At 65.3% G+C, this 14,135-nt stretch carries 14 protein-coding genes; 10 read left to right on the top strand and 4 right to left on the bottom strand.

The window, feature by feature from the left end; genetic code table 11:
- Positions 1–19 precede the first annotated feature (19 nt).
- Entirely contained in the window at positions 20–868 is an 849-nt protein-coding gene (locus DTA22_RS04075) for an NADPH-dependent oxidoreductase (RefSeq protein ID WP_112298554.1), read from the top strand.
- A gap of 157 nt (positions 869–1,025) precedes the next feature.
- Positions 1,026–1,844, top strand: a complete 819-nt coding sequence (locus tag DTA22_RS04070) for an alpha/beta fold hydrolase (RefSeq protein WP_112298553.1) — start codon at positions 1,026–1,028, stop codon at positions 1,842–1,844.
- A gap of 261 nt (positions 1,845–2,105) precedes the next feature.
- On the opposite strand, the gene DTA22_RS04065 is transcribed toward DTA22_RS04070, so the two are convergent.
- Complete coding sequence (locus DTA22_RS04065) at positions 2,106–2,747, bottom strand: TetR/AcrR family transcriptional regulator (RefSeq protein ID WP_037229659.1); 642 nt, start codon at positions 2,745–2,747, stop codon at positions 2,106–2,108.
- Between the two features lie 96 nt (positions 2,748–2,843).
- A complete protein-coding gene (locus DTA22_RS04060; RefSeq protein ID WP_112298552.1) occupies positions 2,844–4,004 on the bottom strand; it encodes an MFS transporter in 1,161 nt (386 codons plus the stop codon).
- Positions 4,005–4,184: 180 nt separating this feature from the next.
- Between DTA22_RS04060 and DTA22_RS04055 the strand changes: the two genes are divergently transcribed.
- On the top strand, positions 4,185–4,697 hold the full coding sequence (locus DTA22_RS04055) for a DUF4863 family protein (protein WP_112298551.1): 513 nt from the start codon (positions 4,185–4,187) through the stop codon (positions 4,695–4,697).
- Positions 4,697–5,476: a nitroreductase gene (locus tag DTA22_RS04050; RefSeq protein WP_245973476.1), complete on the top strand. Its 780-nt coding sequence runs from the start codon at positions 4,697–4,699 to the stop codon at positions 5,474–5,476. The genes DTA22_RS04055 and DTA22_RS04050 overlap by 1 nt, the downstream gene beginning before the upstream one ends.
- 157 nt (positions 5,477–5,633) lie before the next feature.
- On the opposite strand, the gene DTA22_RS04045 is transcribed toward DTA22_RS04050, so the two are convergent.
- A complete protein-coding gene (locus tag DTA22_RS04045; protein ID WP_112298878.1) occupies positions 5,634–6,143 on the bottom strand; it encodes a DoxX family protein in 510 nt (169 codons plus the stop codon).
- 307 nt (positions 6,144–6,450) lie between these two features.
- On the opposite strand from DTA22_RS04045, the gene DTA22_RS04040 reads away from it, so the two are divergent.
- Positions 6,451–7,824, top strand: coding sequence for an MFS transporter (locus DTA22_RS04040; RefSeq protein WP_174233737.1), 1,374 nt, complete (start codon positions 6,451–6,453; stop codon positions 7,822–7,824).
- Positions 7,825–7,839: 15 nt separating this feature from the next.
- Here DTA22_RS04040 and DTA22_RS04035 read toward each other — a convergent pair whose 3' ends face one another.
- Complete coding sequence (locus DTA22_RS04035) at positions 7,840–9,351, bottom strand: FAD-dependent monooxygenase (RefSeq protein ID WP_160118490.1); 1,512 nt, start codon at positions 9,349–9,351, stop codon at positions 7,840–7,842.
- Positions 9,352–9,501: 150 nt separating this feature from the next.
- Between DTA22_RS04035 and DTA22_RS04030 the strand changes: the two genes are divergently transcribed.
- The 5 genes from DTA22_RS04030 to DTA22_RS04005 all read left to right on the top strand — a co-directional run bounded on the left by DTA22_RS04030 (position 9,502) and on the right by DTA22_RS04005 (position 13,876).
- On the top strand, positions 9,502–10,119 hold the full coding sequence (locus tag DTA22_RS04030) for a TetR/AcrR family transcriptional regulator (protein ID WP_112298549.1): 618 nt from the start codon (positions 9,502–9,504) through the stop codon (positions 10,117–10,119).
- A 729-nt stretch (positions 10,120–10,848) separates the two neighbouring features.
- Positions 10,849–12,081 (top strand): DUF6745 domain-containing protein, encoded by a 1,233-nt coding sequence (locus DTA22_RS04020; RefSeq protein ID WP_112298547.1) that lies wholly within the window; start codon positions 10,849–10,851, stop codon positions 12,079–12,081.
- 42 nt (positions 12,082–12,123) lie between these two features.
- Positions 12,124–12,579 (top strand): hypothetical protein, encoded by a 456-nt coding sequence (locus tag DTA22_RS04015; RefSeq protein WP_112298546.1) that lies wholly within the window; start codon positions 12,124–12,126, stop codon positions 12,577–12,579.
- A gap of 117 nt (positions 12,580–12,696) precedes the next feature.
- The gene (locus DTA22_RS36660; protein WP_322789933.1) at positions 12,697–13,005 is read left to right on the top strand and encodes an acyl-CoA dehydrogenase family protein; all 309 of its coding nucleotides are present in this window, start codon (positions 12,697–12,699) and stop codon (positions 13,003–13,005) included.
- A gap of 76 nt (positions 13,006–13,081) precedes the next feature.
- On the top strand, positions 13,082–13,876 hold the full coding sequence (locus DTA22_RS04005) for a TauD/TfdA dioxygenase family protein (RefSeq protein WP_112298545.1): 795 nt from the start codon (positions 13,082–13,084) through the stop codon (positions 13,874–13,876).
- Positions 13,877–14,135 lie beyond the last annotated feature (259 nt).

Below are 14,135 nucleotides of genomic sequence, written 5' to 3'. Positions count from 1 at the left end.
AACACTGGAGCGGGAGACGGTGGTCGGCTTTCCTGTCCGGGTGACCATCGCAGATATCGCACCCCGCACGGCGCTGCAGCAGCGCTACTGGGACCCCGCCCTCACCGAACCCGCGCAGTGGAATCCGGTCCTGGAAGTCCTGCACTCGCACCGGTCGGTCCGCCGCTACCTACCCGATCCGCTGGCCGACGAGACGCTCGACGTCCTCGTCTCGGCTGCGCAGTCGGCCGCCACATCGTCGAACCTCCAGGCGTGGAGTGTCGTCGCGGTTCGCGACCCCGACAGCAAGGCTCGCCTGGCCGCACTCGCGGGCGGCCAGGCCCACATCGTCGAGGCCCCCGTCCTGCTGGTCTGGCTCGCCGACTTCGCCCGCGTCCGTCAGCTCGCCGACGACCGCGGCGCGCCGATCGAGGGAGCCGACTACCTCGAGAGCAGCTATATCGGGTTCATCGATGCCGCCCTGGCGGCGCAGAACGCCGTGACCGCGGCGGAGTCGCTCGGGCTGGGAACGGTGTTCATCGGGGCGCTGCGGAACAAGCCCGAGGAGGTCGCGGCGGAACTCGGTCTGCCGCCCCATGTGTTCGCGGTGTTCGGGCTCGTCGTCGGACATCCGCATCCGGACGCCGACGCCCAGATCAAACCGCGCCTGCCCCAAGCGGCGGTGCTGCACCACGAGAAGTACGATCTGCCCGCTCAGCGAGACCACGTCGACGCCTACGAGGGGCGGATCGCCGCCTTCTACTCGGCGCAGCAGCTCGAACATTCCTGGATCGAAAGGGTTCTGGACCGACTCGCCTCCGCGGCGCGGCTGAACGGGCGGGATCGCCTGAAGGAATCGCTCATCCGTCTCGGGTTCCCACTTCGCTAGCGGCGTGTCGCAGCCGCCGGTACCAGGTGGCTTCCGGAAGGCGGAACCCGGTGGGTGGCTCTGCGGCCACCCACCGGGAGTCGCGCCGTGGGGCCCTTGACTTCGCGGGCAATTCCACTACAACTGGGACCAGGGAGCGGATCCGGTAAGGGACGCCGTGGACAGTTTGTGGCTCGGTGACGTCGAACTGACCTATCAGCTGCGCGAACGCGGTGAGCGTGTCGTGCTCGTGCATGCCAGTGCCTTCGTCTCGTGGTACGACCCACTGGTCGAGCAGCTGACGGGGTATTCGACCCTGCGGTATCGGCGGCGTCTCCCCGAATCCGCCAGTGGGGGATACCGGCCGCTCACGGTCGCCGAAGATGCCGGATCCTGCGTCAGGCTGATGGATCATGTCGGCTGGGACGCGGCCCACGTCGTGGGTCACTCCTACGGTGCGCTTGTCGCGCTCCAGTTGGCGATGGAGAATCCCGAGCGCGTCGCCTCGGTGGCACTGCTCGAACCCGCAGTCCGGGGGATCCCCAGCTCGGAGCAGGTCACTGCTGCGCTGCAGCCGGTCATCGCTGCGTACAGAGCAGGTGACAAGGCCGCCGCGGTGGACGGGTTCCTGCGCCATGTGTGCGGCGACGGCTATCGTGTCGTGCTGGATCGGGTGATTCCACACGCCTTCGACGAGGCGCTCGACGAAGCTGACTTGTTCTTCCACGCTGAGATGCCGGCCGTGCAGCAGTGGAGTTTTGGAGCAGGGGAGGCCGGGCGCATCACGCGGCCGGTGCTCAATGTGCTCGGCGCCGAGAGCGCCCCGCGGTTCGTCGAAGGAAGCGACCTCGTGCAGTCCTGGTTCCCGCGGGCCGAGCGACTCTCCGTGCCGGAGGCCGGGCACCTTCTGATGGTGCAGAATCCCACGGCATTGGCGCGGGGCCTGAAGGACTTCTTCTCACGCCATCCGGTCTGTGCGGAATCGCCGGAAGAATGATGGCTACAGATCCGGGGGAGTCCCCGGACCGATGCCGGGGACTCCTGTCCAGGGCGATCAGGACTTCAGGCTGGACCGTGTGGACCCCTTTCTGTTGCGGACACACGACGACAGCAAACGTTCTGGTGCTGCCCGATGAGTGATCTCCAACAGAGGGGCGGGCCCTCTCCCCACCTCGGGTGGGATACCCAAATCATCACCCGGACCTGGTGCTTCGTCACTTCGGAAACGGCTGCCGGGCGGCGCCAAGCCTTCCGCGCCCTAGGATGCGGCGATGCCGGACCAGATGGTCGAAGCGACTCTGTGGGCGAGATCTGCGGTGTCGGTGTCCCCGCGGAGGAAGGCTGCGTAGTAGGCGCCGAAGCACAACGTTGCAACGGTGTGGGTATCGACGTCGGCGCGAACCGCCTTGCGGTCGCGCAGATTCTCCAGGACACGCTCGACCAGATTCACTCGCGGTTCGACCGCGTGCTCGCGCACTATCTCGAGCAGTGCTGGTGTCCGTAGCTTCTCGCCCATGAAATTGCCCATCAGGACCATCGCATCCGGATTGAAATAGCACGGGTCGACCCTGCGGACAGCTTCGACGAAGGCGTCGAATGGTGGCAACTTTTCGAGTTCGAGACCCGGGTACGACGCTCGCTGAGCGCGGAATCCGTAGTCCAGGGCGTCCACGACGAGCTCGAACTTGCCGGGCCATCGACGGTAGATGGTGGGCCGGGTGACTCCTGCGTCGGAAGCGATGTCTCCCATGGACATTTGCGAGTACCCGTCCAATACCAGGCGTCGTCGTGTCGCTTCGATGATCGCGTCGTCCAGGGCCGGATCACGAGGTCTGCCACCCCGCGAGCTCGTTGCATCCGTGGTGTCCGATGGAGCCGTCCCAGCCGACTTCTCAGCCATCGTTCACCCCTTGTCGAGTTTGGTTACGGGCGGTGATTGTAACTTTTTCCGGTGCCGGCTGCACGTAGCGGTGCGTCGGCGGCGCCCACCGGCGAGTCACGCACTCGAGGGCGCGTCCGCTCGATTGCGGCGGAAGGCGAGTCCGACGAAGGCGGTGGTAGCGAGCGATGCCACCAGGCCCGCATAGATCCTCGTGGTTGCGATGAAGCCGAGGCGGTCGATGAGAGATCCCGCAACCAGGGAGGGAATGCAATTGGCGAGGTAGGCGACCGTATAGACACTCGACAGGAGTGCGGCTCTCTCGTGAGGTTGCACAAGGGGCATGACAGTGCGGATCGCGCTCTGAAATCCTGCTCCGAAGCCCACGCCTGCGATGGCCGTTCCGGTCAGAATCGCAATTGCGGAGGATTTTTCGGAGCCGTAGAGCGTTGTGGCGACTCCGGCGACGAGGGTCCCGGCGCCCACGAGCAGGATCGTCCGTGGCCCGACAGCGCGTAGCACGAAGATGGACGCAGCCCCGGTTCCGGTCAGCGTCGCCACCATCGCGGCGCCGACCATCGACGTATGTACGTGCAACGCGTTGTGGGCGAGCGACGGGCCGAGGGAGAGGTAGAAGCCGGCGAGAGCCCACACCGCGACAACGTACGGAACGGTGAGAAGGAACGCCCCGACTGCGGGCCCCGGAACTGTCACCCGCGGTCGAATCGACACGGGGCGGTTGCGTCGGCGCGGCGCGGTTTCCGGGATCGTCAGTGCCGCTGCGATTTCCACCACGAACACGACGAGGAGAACGAGATAGACGGTACTGGTGGGCCGGGGGAAGTGCTCGCTCACAGTACTCGAGAAGAGTGCTCCCACTGCGAGTCCGATCGGGTGGGCACTGCTGTTGATCCGGGCGCCATGGCCTGGGGAGGCTTCGAGGTCGACAAGCGCAGAACCCAGTGCGCTGATTGCGGCGCCGGTCGCGAAGCCCTGCACAATCCGCGCAACGAGAAGTAACTCCAGGCCGGTTGCGCCGGCAAAGATCGCCATGGATGCTATTTCGAGCATGAGCGCGGCGACGATGACGGGGCGCCGGCCGATCTGATCGGAAAGCGAACCGACGGTCAGCAGGGCCAACAGCAGGCTGACGGCGTACACGCCGAACGCGAGTGTGGATTGCGACGTGGAGAGCGCCCATCTCTGCTGGTAGATCGCGTAGAGCGGGGTTGGAACTGCGGAGGCGCCGACCAGTGTGGCAGTGATCGCAGCGACCATGGTGAAGGCCGCGGCGTGAGACCGTGGGCGGACTTCTCGAGGAGGGGTTCTCCACGAGGGCGAGTGAGGCATGCGATGTCTTCCGATGCAGTTACGTTACAGATGTTGACTGTAACGTAATTACGTCCTACTGTGCGAGTAGCCGCAAGAGTGGTGTGAGTCTCATTCGTAGGAGTCAAGATGAATCCCAGCCAAGCCCTGATCGAGCGCAGTATTCCGTTCCTCGAAGAGGTGAAGAACCGCACTGCCGGCGGCGAGCTGGAAGACTGGCTCAACAGCACGTACGGCCCCGGAACCGCTCTGTACGACGACCTTGCGCAGATGATCACGGACGGCGTCGAAGAAGGGTGGGCCGCGAACGTCGAAGTCGACGGGCCGCGCTATCGGCGGAGTCGCATCGCCGAACCGAGCGACGTCCTCAACTACTTCAGCGTTACCGCGGTCTATATGGACAGCGTGCCCCGCTACCGCGGCCAGTACCACCAGCATCCCTACGGTGAACTGAATCTCGTCGTACCGCTCGATCCGGGCGCCGAACTTGCCGGACCGCGCGGCTGGCAGGGCGCGGGTTGGACTGCGCCGGGTCCTGGCAGTCATCACTATCCGGAGGTCAGGGGAGGAGCGTTGATCGCGCTGTTCTATCTCCCTGCAGGACGGATCTCGTACGACATCACCCCGGCCACGGTCGGCTGATGTTGGAAGAGGTCCAGTGTTTCATGAACGAAACGACCACCCCCGCATCAGAGGTGCTCCCGGAGTCGAACAACGCAGCGAGGCAACTGACGGTCGAGCAGGCTCTGCTGAGCAGGCGGAGCGTTCGAGCCTTCTCGGCGACGCCGGTTCCGCGCTCGGTCGTCGAACGGCTCCTGGAACTGGCAGCGCGCTCAGCGAGCAATTCGAACTGCCAGCCATGGCAGGTTCACGTAGTCACGGGCTCGGTCAAGGCCCGCCTCACGGCGGCCCTGCTGGCCGCCCATGACACGGATGGTCGGGTGCGAACCCGGGAGTACGACTACCAGCCGAAGCCTGACGAGTGGCCGGAGCCCTTCCATACGCGGCGCCGACAGTTCGGTGAAGGCCTCTACGGGGGCGCGCTCGGCATCGCGCCGACGGATGCGGAGGCGCGGTTGGCGCACCACCGTCGCAATTACGACTTCTTCGGCGCGCCGGTAGGTCTCATCGTGACCGTGAGTCGTCACCCATTGGCCGGCGCTCTCGTCGATGCCGGTCTCTTTCTGCAGGCTTTGATTCTCGCCGCTCGCGGCATCGGACTGGACACCTGCCCACAGGCGTCCTTCATCGACTTCTATCCGGTGTTGCGGCAGCAGCTCGACATCCCGGAGGACCACATCATTGTCTGCGGCCTGGCTCTGGGCTACGCGGACCGCCAACACAAATTGAACGGTCACAGCACCAGCCGGGAGCCGGTGACGTCCTTCGCCAGGTTCTACGGCGACGACGGCGCGCCATAGTCCGGCAGTTCTCTACCCGCTCGCCCATCTCGGGCGAGCGGGTAGTTTCGCGTATCCGGGATACTTCTCCCCACGGTTCCGGCGGCGCCGGGGGAGTGGACTCGGGAATGGCAGGACCCGCAACGCTTTCGCGTGCGGGTCCCGGGTCGGTGCCGAACTATGCGGCTTCGGCGTTCGCCGGCCGATAGAACAGAACCAGCTGGCCGATCCCACCGACGGCGCCGACGCCTACTGCAACGACGAGTCCGGTCCATCCATCGAGCGGATTACTGCCGAACATCAAATGTTCGACGCTGAACTCTCCGGCGCCCAGAACGGCGATGCACACGGCAGTCACCGCGAGGATGAATGTGTATTCCCAGCCCGAGCCCATGATGTAGAAACCGTTGGGGCGGTGCACTGTCCAGGCGGCGACGAGCATGAGTGCCACGAAAGCTGCGGCGGCGACCGAAGTGAACAGGCCGAGGGCGAGGGCGGCCCCGGCCAGGATCTCGGTCCCTGCCGCCACGCGAACGTGGAAGGCGCCGGGCCGCATCCCCAGTCTCTCGAACCATGTGGCGTTTCCTGACAGACGGCCGCCGAGGAAGATCTTGTGGCAACCGTGAGCGGCCATGGTGCCACCGAGGCTGACTCGTAGCACCGATAGCGCGAAATCGAATGAACTCATCGACGGCGATCCGATAAGTGCCGCTTGCACATTCACGTGCTCTCCTTGGGGTTGACCAGCCAGTGGGACCTGACCGGGGGTTCGGTGATTGCCCTCCACTCCGTGGTGGAGAAGTGCTGGAACGGCCTGGATGGGCCGTCGCAGTGGGTAGAGCGTAGACACAGAGGATAGGTTACAGCTATTGACTGTAACGCAATCCACTTCTATGGTCTTCGTCATCGGGCAACGAGGCGGTCCCGTTCTCGGACACCACGGGGACGCGATGCCTACCCCGAACCGGACTCGCCCCAACGCGAAAGAAGTCGTAATGGACTCGGAACTCTCCCGCTCCCCAGTGCGCCCTGCCCACGGGATTCTCGTCAGTGATGTCATCGACAGACGACCCGTCGGCCGCTTCCACTACCTCCTGCTTGCCCTTGCCGGAGCCGTCATGTTCCTCGACGGCTTCGACACCCAGGCGATCAGCTTCGTCGCGCCGGCGATAGCCCGGGAATGGGGTCTACCCCTCGCATCGCTCGGCCCGATCTTCTCCGCGGCGATCGTGGGATTGATGGTCGGATACCTGGTTTTGTCACCCTTGGCGAATCGGTATGGACACCGACGCACCGTCATCGCGTGCACCGCACTGTTCGGCATCCTCACCCTGCTCTGCGCTCTCACGACCGGCCCGATTCAGCTGATCACCCTGCGTTTCCTGACCGGTGCCGGGCTGGGCGCAGCCATCCCCAGCCTTGTCGCTCTGACCAGCGAATTCGCCCCCGTCCGGCGACGGTCGTCCTTCGTGATGTTCATCTACTGTTGGTTCGCACTCGGCTTCGTAGCCGCGGGAATCGTCTCCGGCATCGTCATCCCACACTGGGGCTGGCGCGCGATGTTCGTCATCGGAGGCATCGTGCCATTGGTGCTACTCGTTCTTCTGCTGCGTTACTTCCCCGATTCGCCCCGCTACCTTCTGATGCGCGGCGCCTCCGCCCGTGCACACGCCACCCTCCGCCGCATCGAACCCGGCTTGCCTGCGGATGCGGTCATTCGGGCCGACTACTCGAGTGTCGAGGAACCCGATCGTGGGAGGGTTCAGGTGGTCGTCGATCTGGTACGCGGCAGGTGGTTCCTGAGCACCCTCCTGCTGTGGACTGCATTCGCGGCAAATCTGGCGGCCTTCTACGCAATTCAAAGTTGGCTTCCGACGATCGTCGGCTCGCTGGGAGCGTCTTCACGCGTCGTGATCGCCTCGACCGTCTTGACCACGATCGGCGGGATTCTGGCAGCAATCGTCATCGGTCCCGCGATGGACAAGACCAACCCGTTCCGCACTCTGGGCATTGTCTATCTCGGTGGTGCGGCCTTTGTCGCCGCGCTGGGGTTGGTCATCGGCGGCGGCAGCACTTGGGCACTTCTCGGAACTGCATTCCTGACGGGAACGTGTGTGACCGGCGGGCAGATGAGCGTCATCGCCCTCGCAACTGTGCTGTATCCACCCGGAATGCGGTCCACCGGAGTCGGCTGGGCCCTCGGGATCGGACGGCTCGGTGGAATCGCCGGCCCGTTGATCGTCGGGTCTGCACTCGGCGCCGGCTTTCTTCCACGCGACGTCTTCTTCGCCATGGCGGTGGTTCTGGTTGTCGCCAGTATCAGCGTCCTGATGCTCGAACGTCGCTCTCGCACCCAACGACGTGCATGAGCTCGAATCTTCCACTCAACGGGCGTAGGCGCCTTCCGCGAGTCGATCCGCTGTCTCGGGTGGCGTCGGCAAGGCCCGGATCGCGTCGCGCAGTACCGCGGCCGGTTCGGTGCCTGACGGCCACCATCCGGCAGGCGCCCCGTCCGGGCGCGCCAGGAGTGCCCCGCCGCGGGGGATGCCCATTCCGCGAGCGGTGATGGCGTCGAGGTCGTGGACGACGAGCGGAGGCCCGGGAATGGAACTCGCAGCGCGTTGCCAGGCTGCGCTCGGGCCGTTCGTGAACATTGTCAGCCCGGGTCCGAGTAGGTCGAGGGTGGACGCAGCGTCGGCCCGGGAGCGCACCCAGACGTGCGGGATTCGGCCGCCGAGGTCCGCGGGCAGTTCTTGTGCGGCGAGTCGGGCCCCGCCGTGCGGATCGGCCGATCGGGCCACGTTGTGCGCGGCAACCGGTCGACGCTCGGCCTCGTAGGTGTCCAGCAGTTGCGGTCCGGTCCAGCCGCGGAGCACCCAGGCGAGTTTCCACCCGAGGTCGTAGGCGCTCTGGATGGCGGTGTTCATGCCGGTGCCCCCGCGTGGGGTGATCTGGTGTGCGGCGTCGCCGACGAGAAACGCGGCACCCTCCCGCCAGCGGTCGGCGAGCTGCGCGGCGAAGGTGAACGTCCCGATGCGTTCGATCCGCGGAGCCAGGTCGGCACGTCCGCTGCCGAGCCGGATGAGGCGGGCGGACTGCTCCTTCGTCAGACTTGGCGAGGGCTCCTGCGCGAGTTCGTGTTCCACGCCATAGACCCATCGGTCACCGCGACCGGCGGGGACGAAGACTCCGGCGGCTTCCGGGTGGGTGACGGCGTAGATGCAGTAGCGGCGGTCGCCGAGCAGTTCCCACAGCGGGGCGCGGAACTCGGTCCCGACTGCCTGGGACAGACGCCCCGGCCCACGCATCACGATCCCGAGGGCGTCGCGCACCGTGCTGCGCGCGCCGTCCGCCGCGACGAGGTAGCGGGCGTGGACGATGCGGGTTTCGTGGGTTTCGACGTCGCGCAACGTCACCTGGACGTCATCGGTTCGGCCGTCCAGGCCGACCACTTCGGTGCCCATCTCCACCCGCGCGGTGCCGAACGAGCGCAGGTGGTCCAGCAACACGGGTTCGAGGTGATCTTGTGGAACCGAGGCAGGGGCGGTCGGGCTGAGGACCGCGCTCTGCTCCCGGGTCGGGAAGCTGGTCAGGTGAGTGTCGCCGGCCGCGGTGAGTGTAGGACCGACCCATTGCTTCCATTCGACCTCGACCCCGCCCGCCCGGATCTCCTGCTCCAGCCCCCAGGAACGCAACAGCTCCATCGTGCGGGTGCTGACCGAGGCCGCCCTCGGCAGCCCCGACTGGGTGGCACGTCGCTCCACGACCATGACCTCGATCCCGTGCCGAGCCAGCGTGATTGCCGTGGTCAAACCCGCCGGACCCGTTCCGACCACGAGTACAGGCGTGGACGCCGGGGGTGCCGGCGGACGGGTGGATGTGGTCGGGCTGTTCACGACGTCAGCTCCTTGGTCGGAAGGCTGGGTTGTCTCGGTGTCCGGGGAGGGCAGCGGGCTCTTCTCGATTTCGCCGGACAAGATGTCTTTTGATTAATAGCGTGAACTTCACAAGACGATGTGTCAAGTGAAAATGTTAGAGTGACGGCTGTGGCCACCAGGAAGTATGAGCAGCGCCTGCGCGCGGAGGCGGCAGAGGAAACGCGCCGCAACATCCTCGACGCGGTCTATGACCGGCTGCGCCGAGCACCGTCCACACCGGTGAGTGTCGAGCAGGTTGCCCGCACGGCGGGGGTCTCCCGGTCCACCGTCTACCTCGTCTTCGGTTCACGAGCGGGGCTGTTCGACGCAGTCACCACCGACCTGTGGTGGCACCGGGCAGGGTTTCAGGCGGTGGTGGATGCGGTGGAGCACCCGGACGCGCGGGAGCACCTGCGCGGCGGAATCGACTCCGGTGTCCGGGTGTTCGCGGCCCACCGCGACGTCTTCCGGGCGCTGTTCTCGATGGCCCAACTCGACGCGGATGCCGTCGGCGGGGCCATCGCGCGGATCGAGGAGAACCGGGCCGGCGGGATGGCCCACCTCGCCCACCGACTGGCCGAGCAGGATGTCCTGCGGCCGGAGATCACCGTCGACGAAGCCGCAGACCTGCTCTGGCTGTTGGCGAGCTTCGACAGCTTCGACCAGCTCTACACGGGGCGGAATCTCCCCGTTGACGACGTCTCCCGGACCCTGATCGCAACCGCCGAACGCACCCTCTGCCGGTGACCGGTCGGCCTCGTAGGCCCAGGTCCGTGCGCGGGCACGTTCACGCCGGGTCGGTGTTTCTCCGGGGTTGGCGGCGCCGGTGAAACCGTGCGCGCTGGAGATCGAGGAGTGTTGCGCTCTCGGCATCTACTCGCCGGTGTCGACGGGCGATTCCGACCCGGACGGCAGTCGTGTGTCGGTGCAGTGCTGCTGCACGGCCGTGTGCGTTCTCGTCCTCGAGGAGGTAACCGGCCGCTCGGTCGCATCGAATGAGCAACTGTTCGTAGGCGAGGCGCGCTGGTGCCTGTTCGTCGAGTTGCCTGATCGCGATGTGCTCCACGAATTGCAAAGGCATACGGAGTAATTGGTAATTGATTCGCAAAAGTGTCATCGGCACGCCGCTCAGTGTTGTCACGATCGGGGATGTTCGCGCTCGTGGAGGAAACGTGCGGAGGGTTTTGTGCCGATGCGCCGACCACGCTGCGGGTCTGCCGGACTGAAACGACCAGGGCTGGCATCGTCTTGGCTGGTTCGAAGTCCAGTTCGGCGTCCTCGAGCAGGTTCTGAGCTCGTTGGATGCGTGAGTAGTGACGGAGTATCATTCGGCGATCCGGTGGTCGGTGTCATCGCTGGGCGTGCTCACTGCGACTCTGTCATGTGCGGGGTCAGTCGCGGGCCTTGCGCGCGCCGCGTCCTCGTGTCACGCTCTAGAACTATGACTACCGGAAAGGCGGACACCGCCACCGTCGCGTGAGCGCCGCACCGTTTCGCTCGGTGGATCGATCCCGAGCGCAATTTACCGAGAACACCGATGTCTCCTCCGACTTCATTCTCGCCGTCGAGGCCGTGCGTGATGTATGGCTCGGGCACGGGCTGTGCGCACGCCCCTCCGATCGCGTCACGGCAGAATCAGCTGTCGCGCAACTGTATCGGAAGTCAGGATTACGAATACCGGAGTTCGTGTGGGTTTCGTCTCCCGTCGCCGGATCGGACCTCATCGTCGCCGAAGGCTTGTCACCGCCGATGTCGTTCGATGGCAACGGAATCCATTGCGCTTCCGCCCGTATCGCAGCCATGCTCTCGGAATCACGCAGACGCATGGACGCACGAATCGAGCGCAGGAGATCCGACTGGCCGAACGAGCGCCGGGCGGTCGAGGCCGCACGGGTGAAGCCGCCCGAGGATGCTGCCCGCGTCGGCATCAGCCCCGATAGGATTATCCGAGCAACCGTCTGGGATTCGCTTCACACCACGCTTTTCGACGGAGTCGCCGCTGCGATACGGGCACTTCTGACCCCTGCTGTCCTCGGTGTCACCTGGTACGGACAACAAGAAGCCCACCGGGTCGCCTACTACGACACGTACCGTCGATTCGGCCTCGCGAAATTCCACTCCCACGACGACGCGCTACTCGACGCCAACATCGCGCTGACTGGCGCAACCGGATGGTGGTGGGCGTTCGACAACGTATGTGTCATGGCAGAACGACCCACCACCCTTCATACCGAACCCATACCGGGCCGTGTGCACAACGAACACCGGCTGCACCACGCGGATGCCCCTGCACTCGAATTCCAAGACGGCCGCACAGTGTTCGTTCAGCACGGGACCATCGTCCCGGGCTGGGTCGTTCGCGACCCGACTGCCGAACGCATCGCACGCGAACGCAACGTCGAGATCCGCCGATGCGCCATTGAACGCCTCGGATGGGACACCTACATCGATGCGGCCGGACTCACGCTGGTCGACCAAGCCGACGATCCCGGCAACGCCGGTCGCACTTTGCGGCTCTACGCGACACCGGACGGCTGGGGGCGCAGTGGCCGTATCCTGCTCGCAGTCAACGGTTCTTCCGAACGCGACGGACATCGGCGGCAGTACGGGCTTCATGTTCCCAGATGGATCTCATCGGCGCTGGACGCCGCAGGCTGGACCTACGGCCTCGGCGGAGTCGACTACGCCCGCCTCGTTCGTCGCACCTGAACAAGACCGAAACCTGAATCCCTGAAATCGAAGGTGACTCGCATGAATGCACCCATGACCTTGTCCACTCTCACTGCCCTCACCGGCCTCGATGTGTTCGACTATCTCGACCAGGAGGTGTCCATACCGGTCGTCGACGGTCTGCAGGCCCAGGGCGATCTCATCGTGATCCCGTATGCGCTTGTCGCCGGCATCGTCACGTCCACCGCGTGGACGCGGACGGAGAACGTGCCGCTCTCAGGAGTGGAGTTGCTGCGTAGCGCTGCGGGCGGGAACCCACACAGCCTCGTCGCTGACGAAGGGGTTTGCACGTGGTCGACGCCGGTGAACGACCCCCGGCGTCTCGCGCTCGGTATCCTCGACACCCGAGTGACTGCGTACCTTATCCACCCCGAGCACGGAGCCACCGGCATCGCCCCCGGCCGGTATGTCATCGGGCGGCAGCGCGAACAAGGCATCGGACGATTCGCCGAAGGGGCGCGGTTGGTCGCCGACTAACGTTCGGGACCTCGTCCGACGTAATCGGATCCGTACCCGCAAGGGCGAAGGCGCACGCAACTACCGTCAAGGTCGCCTCACGACGGTCTCGGCCGGGCTGCTGAGGATCCGGATGCCGTGATCGCCGCCTCCGTCGCCGAGGCGTACTGCAGCGACGTCGCAGTCAGGGTGGCCGAGGAGGCGGTTCAGCTGCATGGCTGCGTCGGGATGACCGGAACACCTGGCTCATCTGTGTCTCAAACCGCGCGAGAGTGGTCGGATTGCCCTGGCCGCAGCCGGGAGTCACCGCGCGGCAATCGAGCCGGTGGACCTCCTCCCGGCCTGACCGGCGTAGACGCAAGCTGGCTCCTACGGGCAAAGGAATGGTCACGAAGTCCTTGTCGAACAACGAGGCGTGTGATTACTATTGTCGACACTAATAATTGATCGTCCTTCGCAAGACGGGCGCTGAAGGTTCCGGCTCTCTGGTCTGGCGTAGTGCTAAGTAACAGGAGGAATCGCAATGGCTCTCAAGATCACCCCGCTGACGGGGTCGATTGGCGCCAGCGTCGAGGGCGTCCGCCTCGACGAACTGGATGACGCCAGCTTCGCAGCAATCCATGAGGCGTTCCTGGAGTACCTCATGCTCGTCTTCCGCGATCAGCACATCAAGCCGGCCACGCATGTCGAGTTCGCCCGTCGCTGGGGCGACCCGGTGGTCACGGCGATGTTGACGCCGCTGGACGGTCAACCAGAGATCGTGCAGATCACCAACATCCCGAAGGAGACGTCGGCGACCGAGGCGTGGCACTACGACGCCCCGTTCACGGAGGTCCCGCCGAAGATCTCGATCCTGGCTGGGGTCACGATCCCGCACGGTGGCGACACTATGTGGTCCAACCAGTATCAGGCCTTCGAGCGGCTATCGCCGGACATGCAGGTGTGGTTGACCGGGCTCAAGGTCCGCTTCCGCGGCTCCAAGCTCGGCAAGATGCTGAGCGTCGACGAGCAGGACATCCCCGAGGCCGTGCACCCGCTGGTGCGGACCCACCCGGAGACCGGGCGCAAGGCGCTGTACATCACGCACACCGAGAACCTGCTGCGGGTCGAGGGATGGACGCGCGAGGAGAGCCTGCCGCTGCTCGAGTACCTCTACAACCATTCGATCGGGCCCGATAACCTTTACCGCCACATGTGGCGCGAGGGTGATGTCGTGATGTGGGACAACCGCTGCACGATGCACTACGCCGTGCACGACTACGGCAACCAGGACCGCGCCCTCAATCGGGTGACATTGAAGGGTGAAGTCCCGGTCTGACTAGAGCGCTCCGGGGGTCACAGGCAAACGGCCTGGCGTCAGTGCAACGACCGCAAATCAATAGGATGCCAGCGTCTTTCAGCGTCGGGTGTCGGCCGCAAGCCGATGCCCGACGCTGTCGCATGCCCGGACTCGGCGCATTGTGATTCGGTTTAAGAATTATGTCGACAAGAATAATTCACCCTGTTAGGTTGAGTGACGCGGCCCACATACCCGAAGGGCAGTCGGCGGAGCCACCCCGCCCGAAGCAACGTAGGAG

The sequence above is a fragment of the Rhodococcus wratislaviensis genome, from assembly GCF_900455735.1.
GTDB classification, from domain to species: Bacteria; Actinomycetota; Actinomycetes; order Mycobacteriales; family Mycobacteriaceae; genus Rhodococcus_F; species Rhodococcus_F wratislaviensis.
Note: the sequence above shows the minus strand (reverse complement) of the source record. Positions and strands in the feature narration are given on the sequence as shown.

What these genes read in the sequence shown, in the direction of transcription:
- DTA22_RS04065 (WP_037229659.1), bottom strand. Translation starts at nt 2,747, where the DNA reads ATGGCTGAGAAGTCGGCTGGGACGGCTCCATCGGACACCACGGATGCA.
- DTA22_RS04060 (WP_112298552.1), bottom strand. Translation starts at nt 4,004, where the DNA reads ATGGTCGCTGCGATCACTGCCACACTGGTCGGCGCCTCCGCAGTTCCA.
- DTA22_RS04005 (WP_112298545.1), top strand. Translation starts at nt 13,082, where the DNA reads ATGGCTCTCAAGATCACCCCGCTGACGGGGTCGATTGGCGCCAGCGTC.
- DTA22_RS04015 (WP_112298546.1), top strand. Translation starts at nt 12,124, where the DNA reads ATGAATGCACCCATGACCTTGTCCACTCTCACTGCCCTCACCGGCCTC.
- DTA22_RS04050 (WP_245973476.1), top strand. Translation starts at nt 4,697, where the DNA reads ATGTTGGAAGAGGTCCAGTGTTTCATGAACGAAACGACCACCCCCGCA.
- DTA22_RS04040 (WP_174233737.1), top strand. Translation starts at nt 6,451, where the DNA reads ATGGACTCGGAACTCTCCCGCTCCCCAGTGCGCCCTGCCCACGGGATT.
- DTA22_RS04045 (WP_112298878.1), bottom strand. Translation starts at nt 6,143, where the DNA reads ATGAGTTCATTCGATTTCGCGCTATCGGTGCTACGAGTCAGCCTCGGT.
- DTA22_RS04055 (WP_112298551.1), top strand. Translation starts at nt 4,185, where the DNA reads ATGAATCCCAGCCAAGCCCTGATCGAGCGCAGTATTCCGTTCCTCGAA.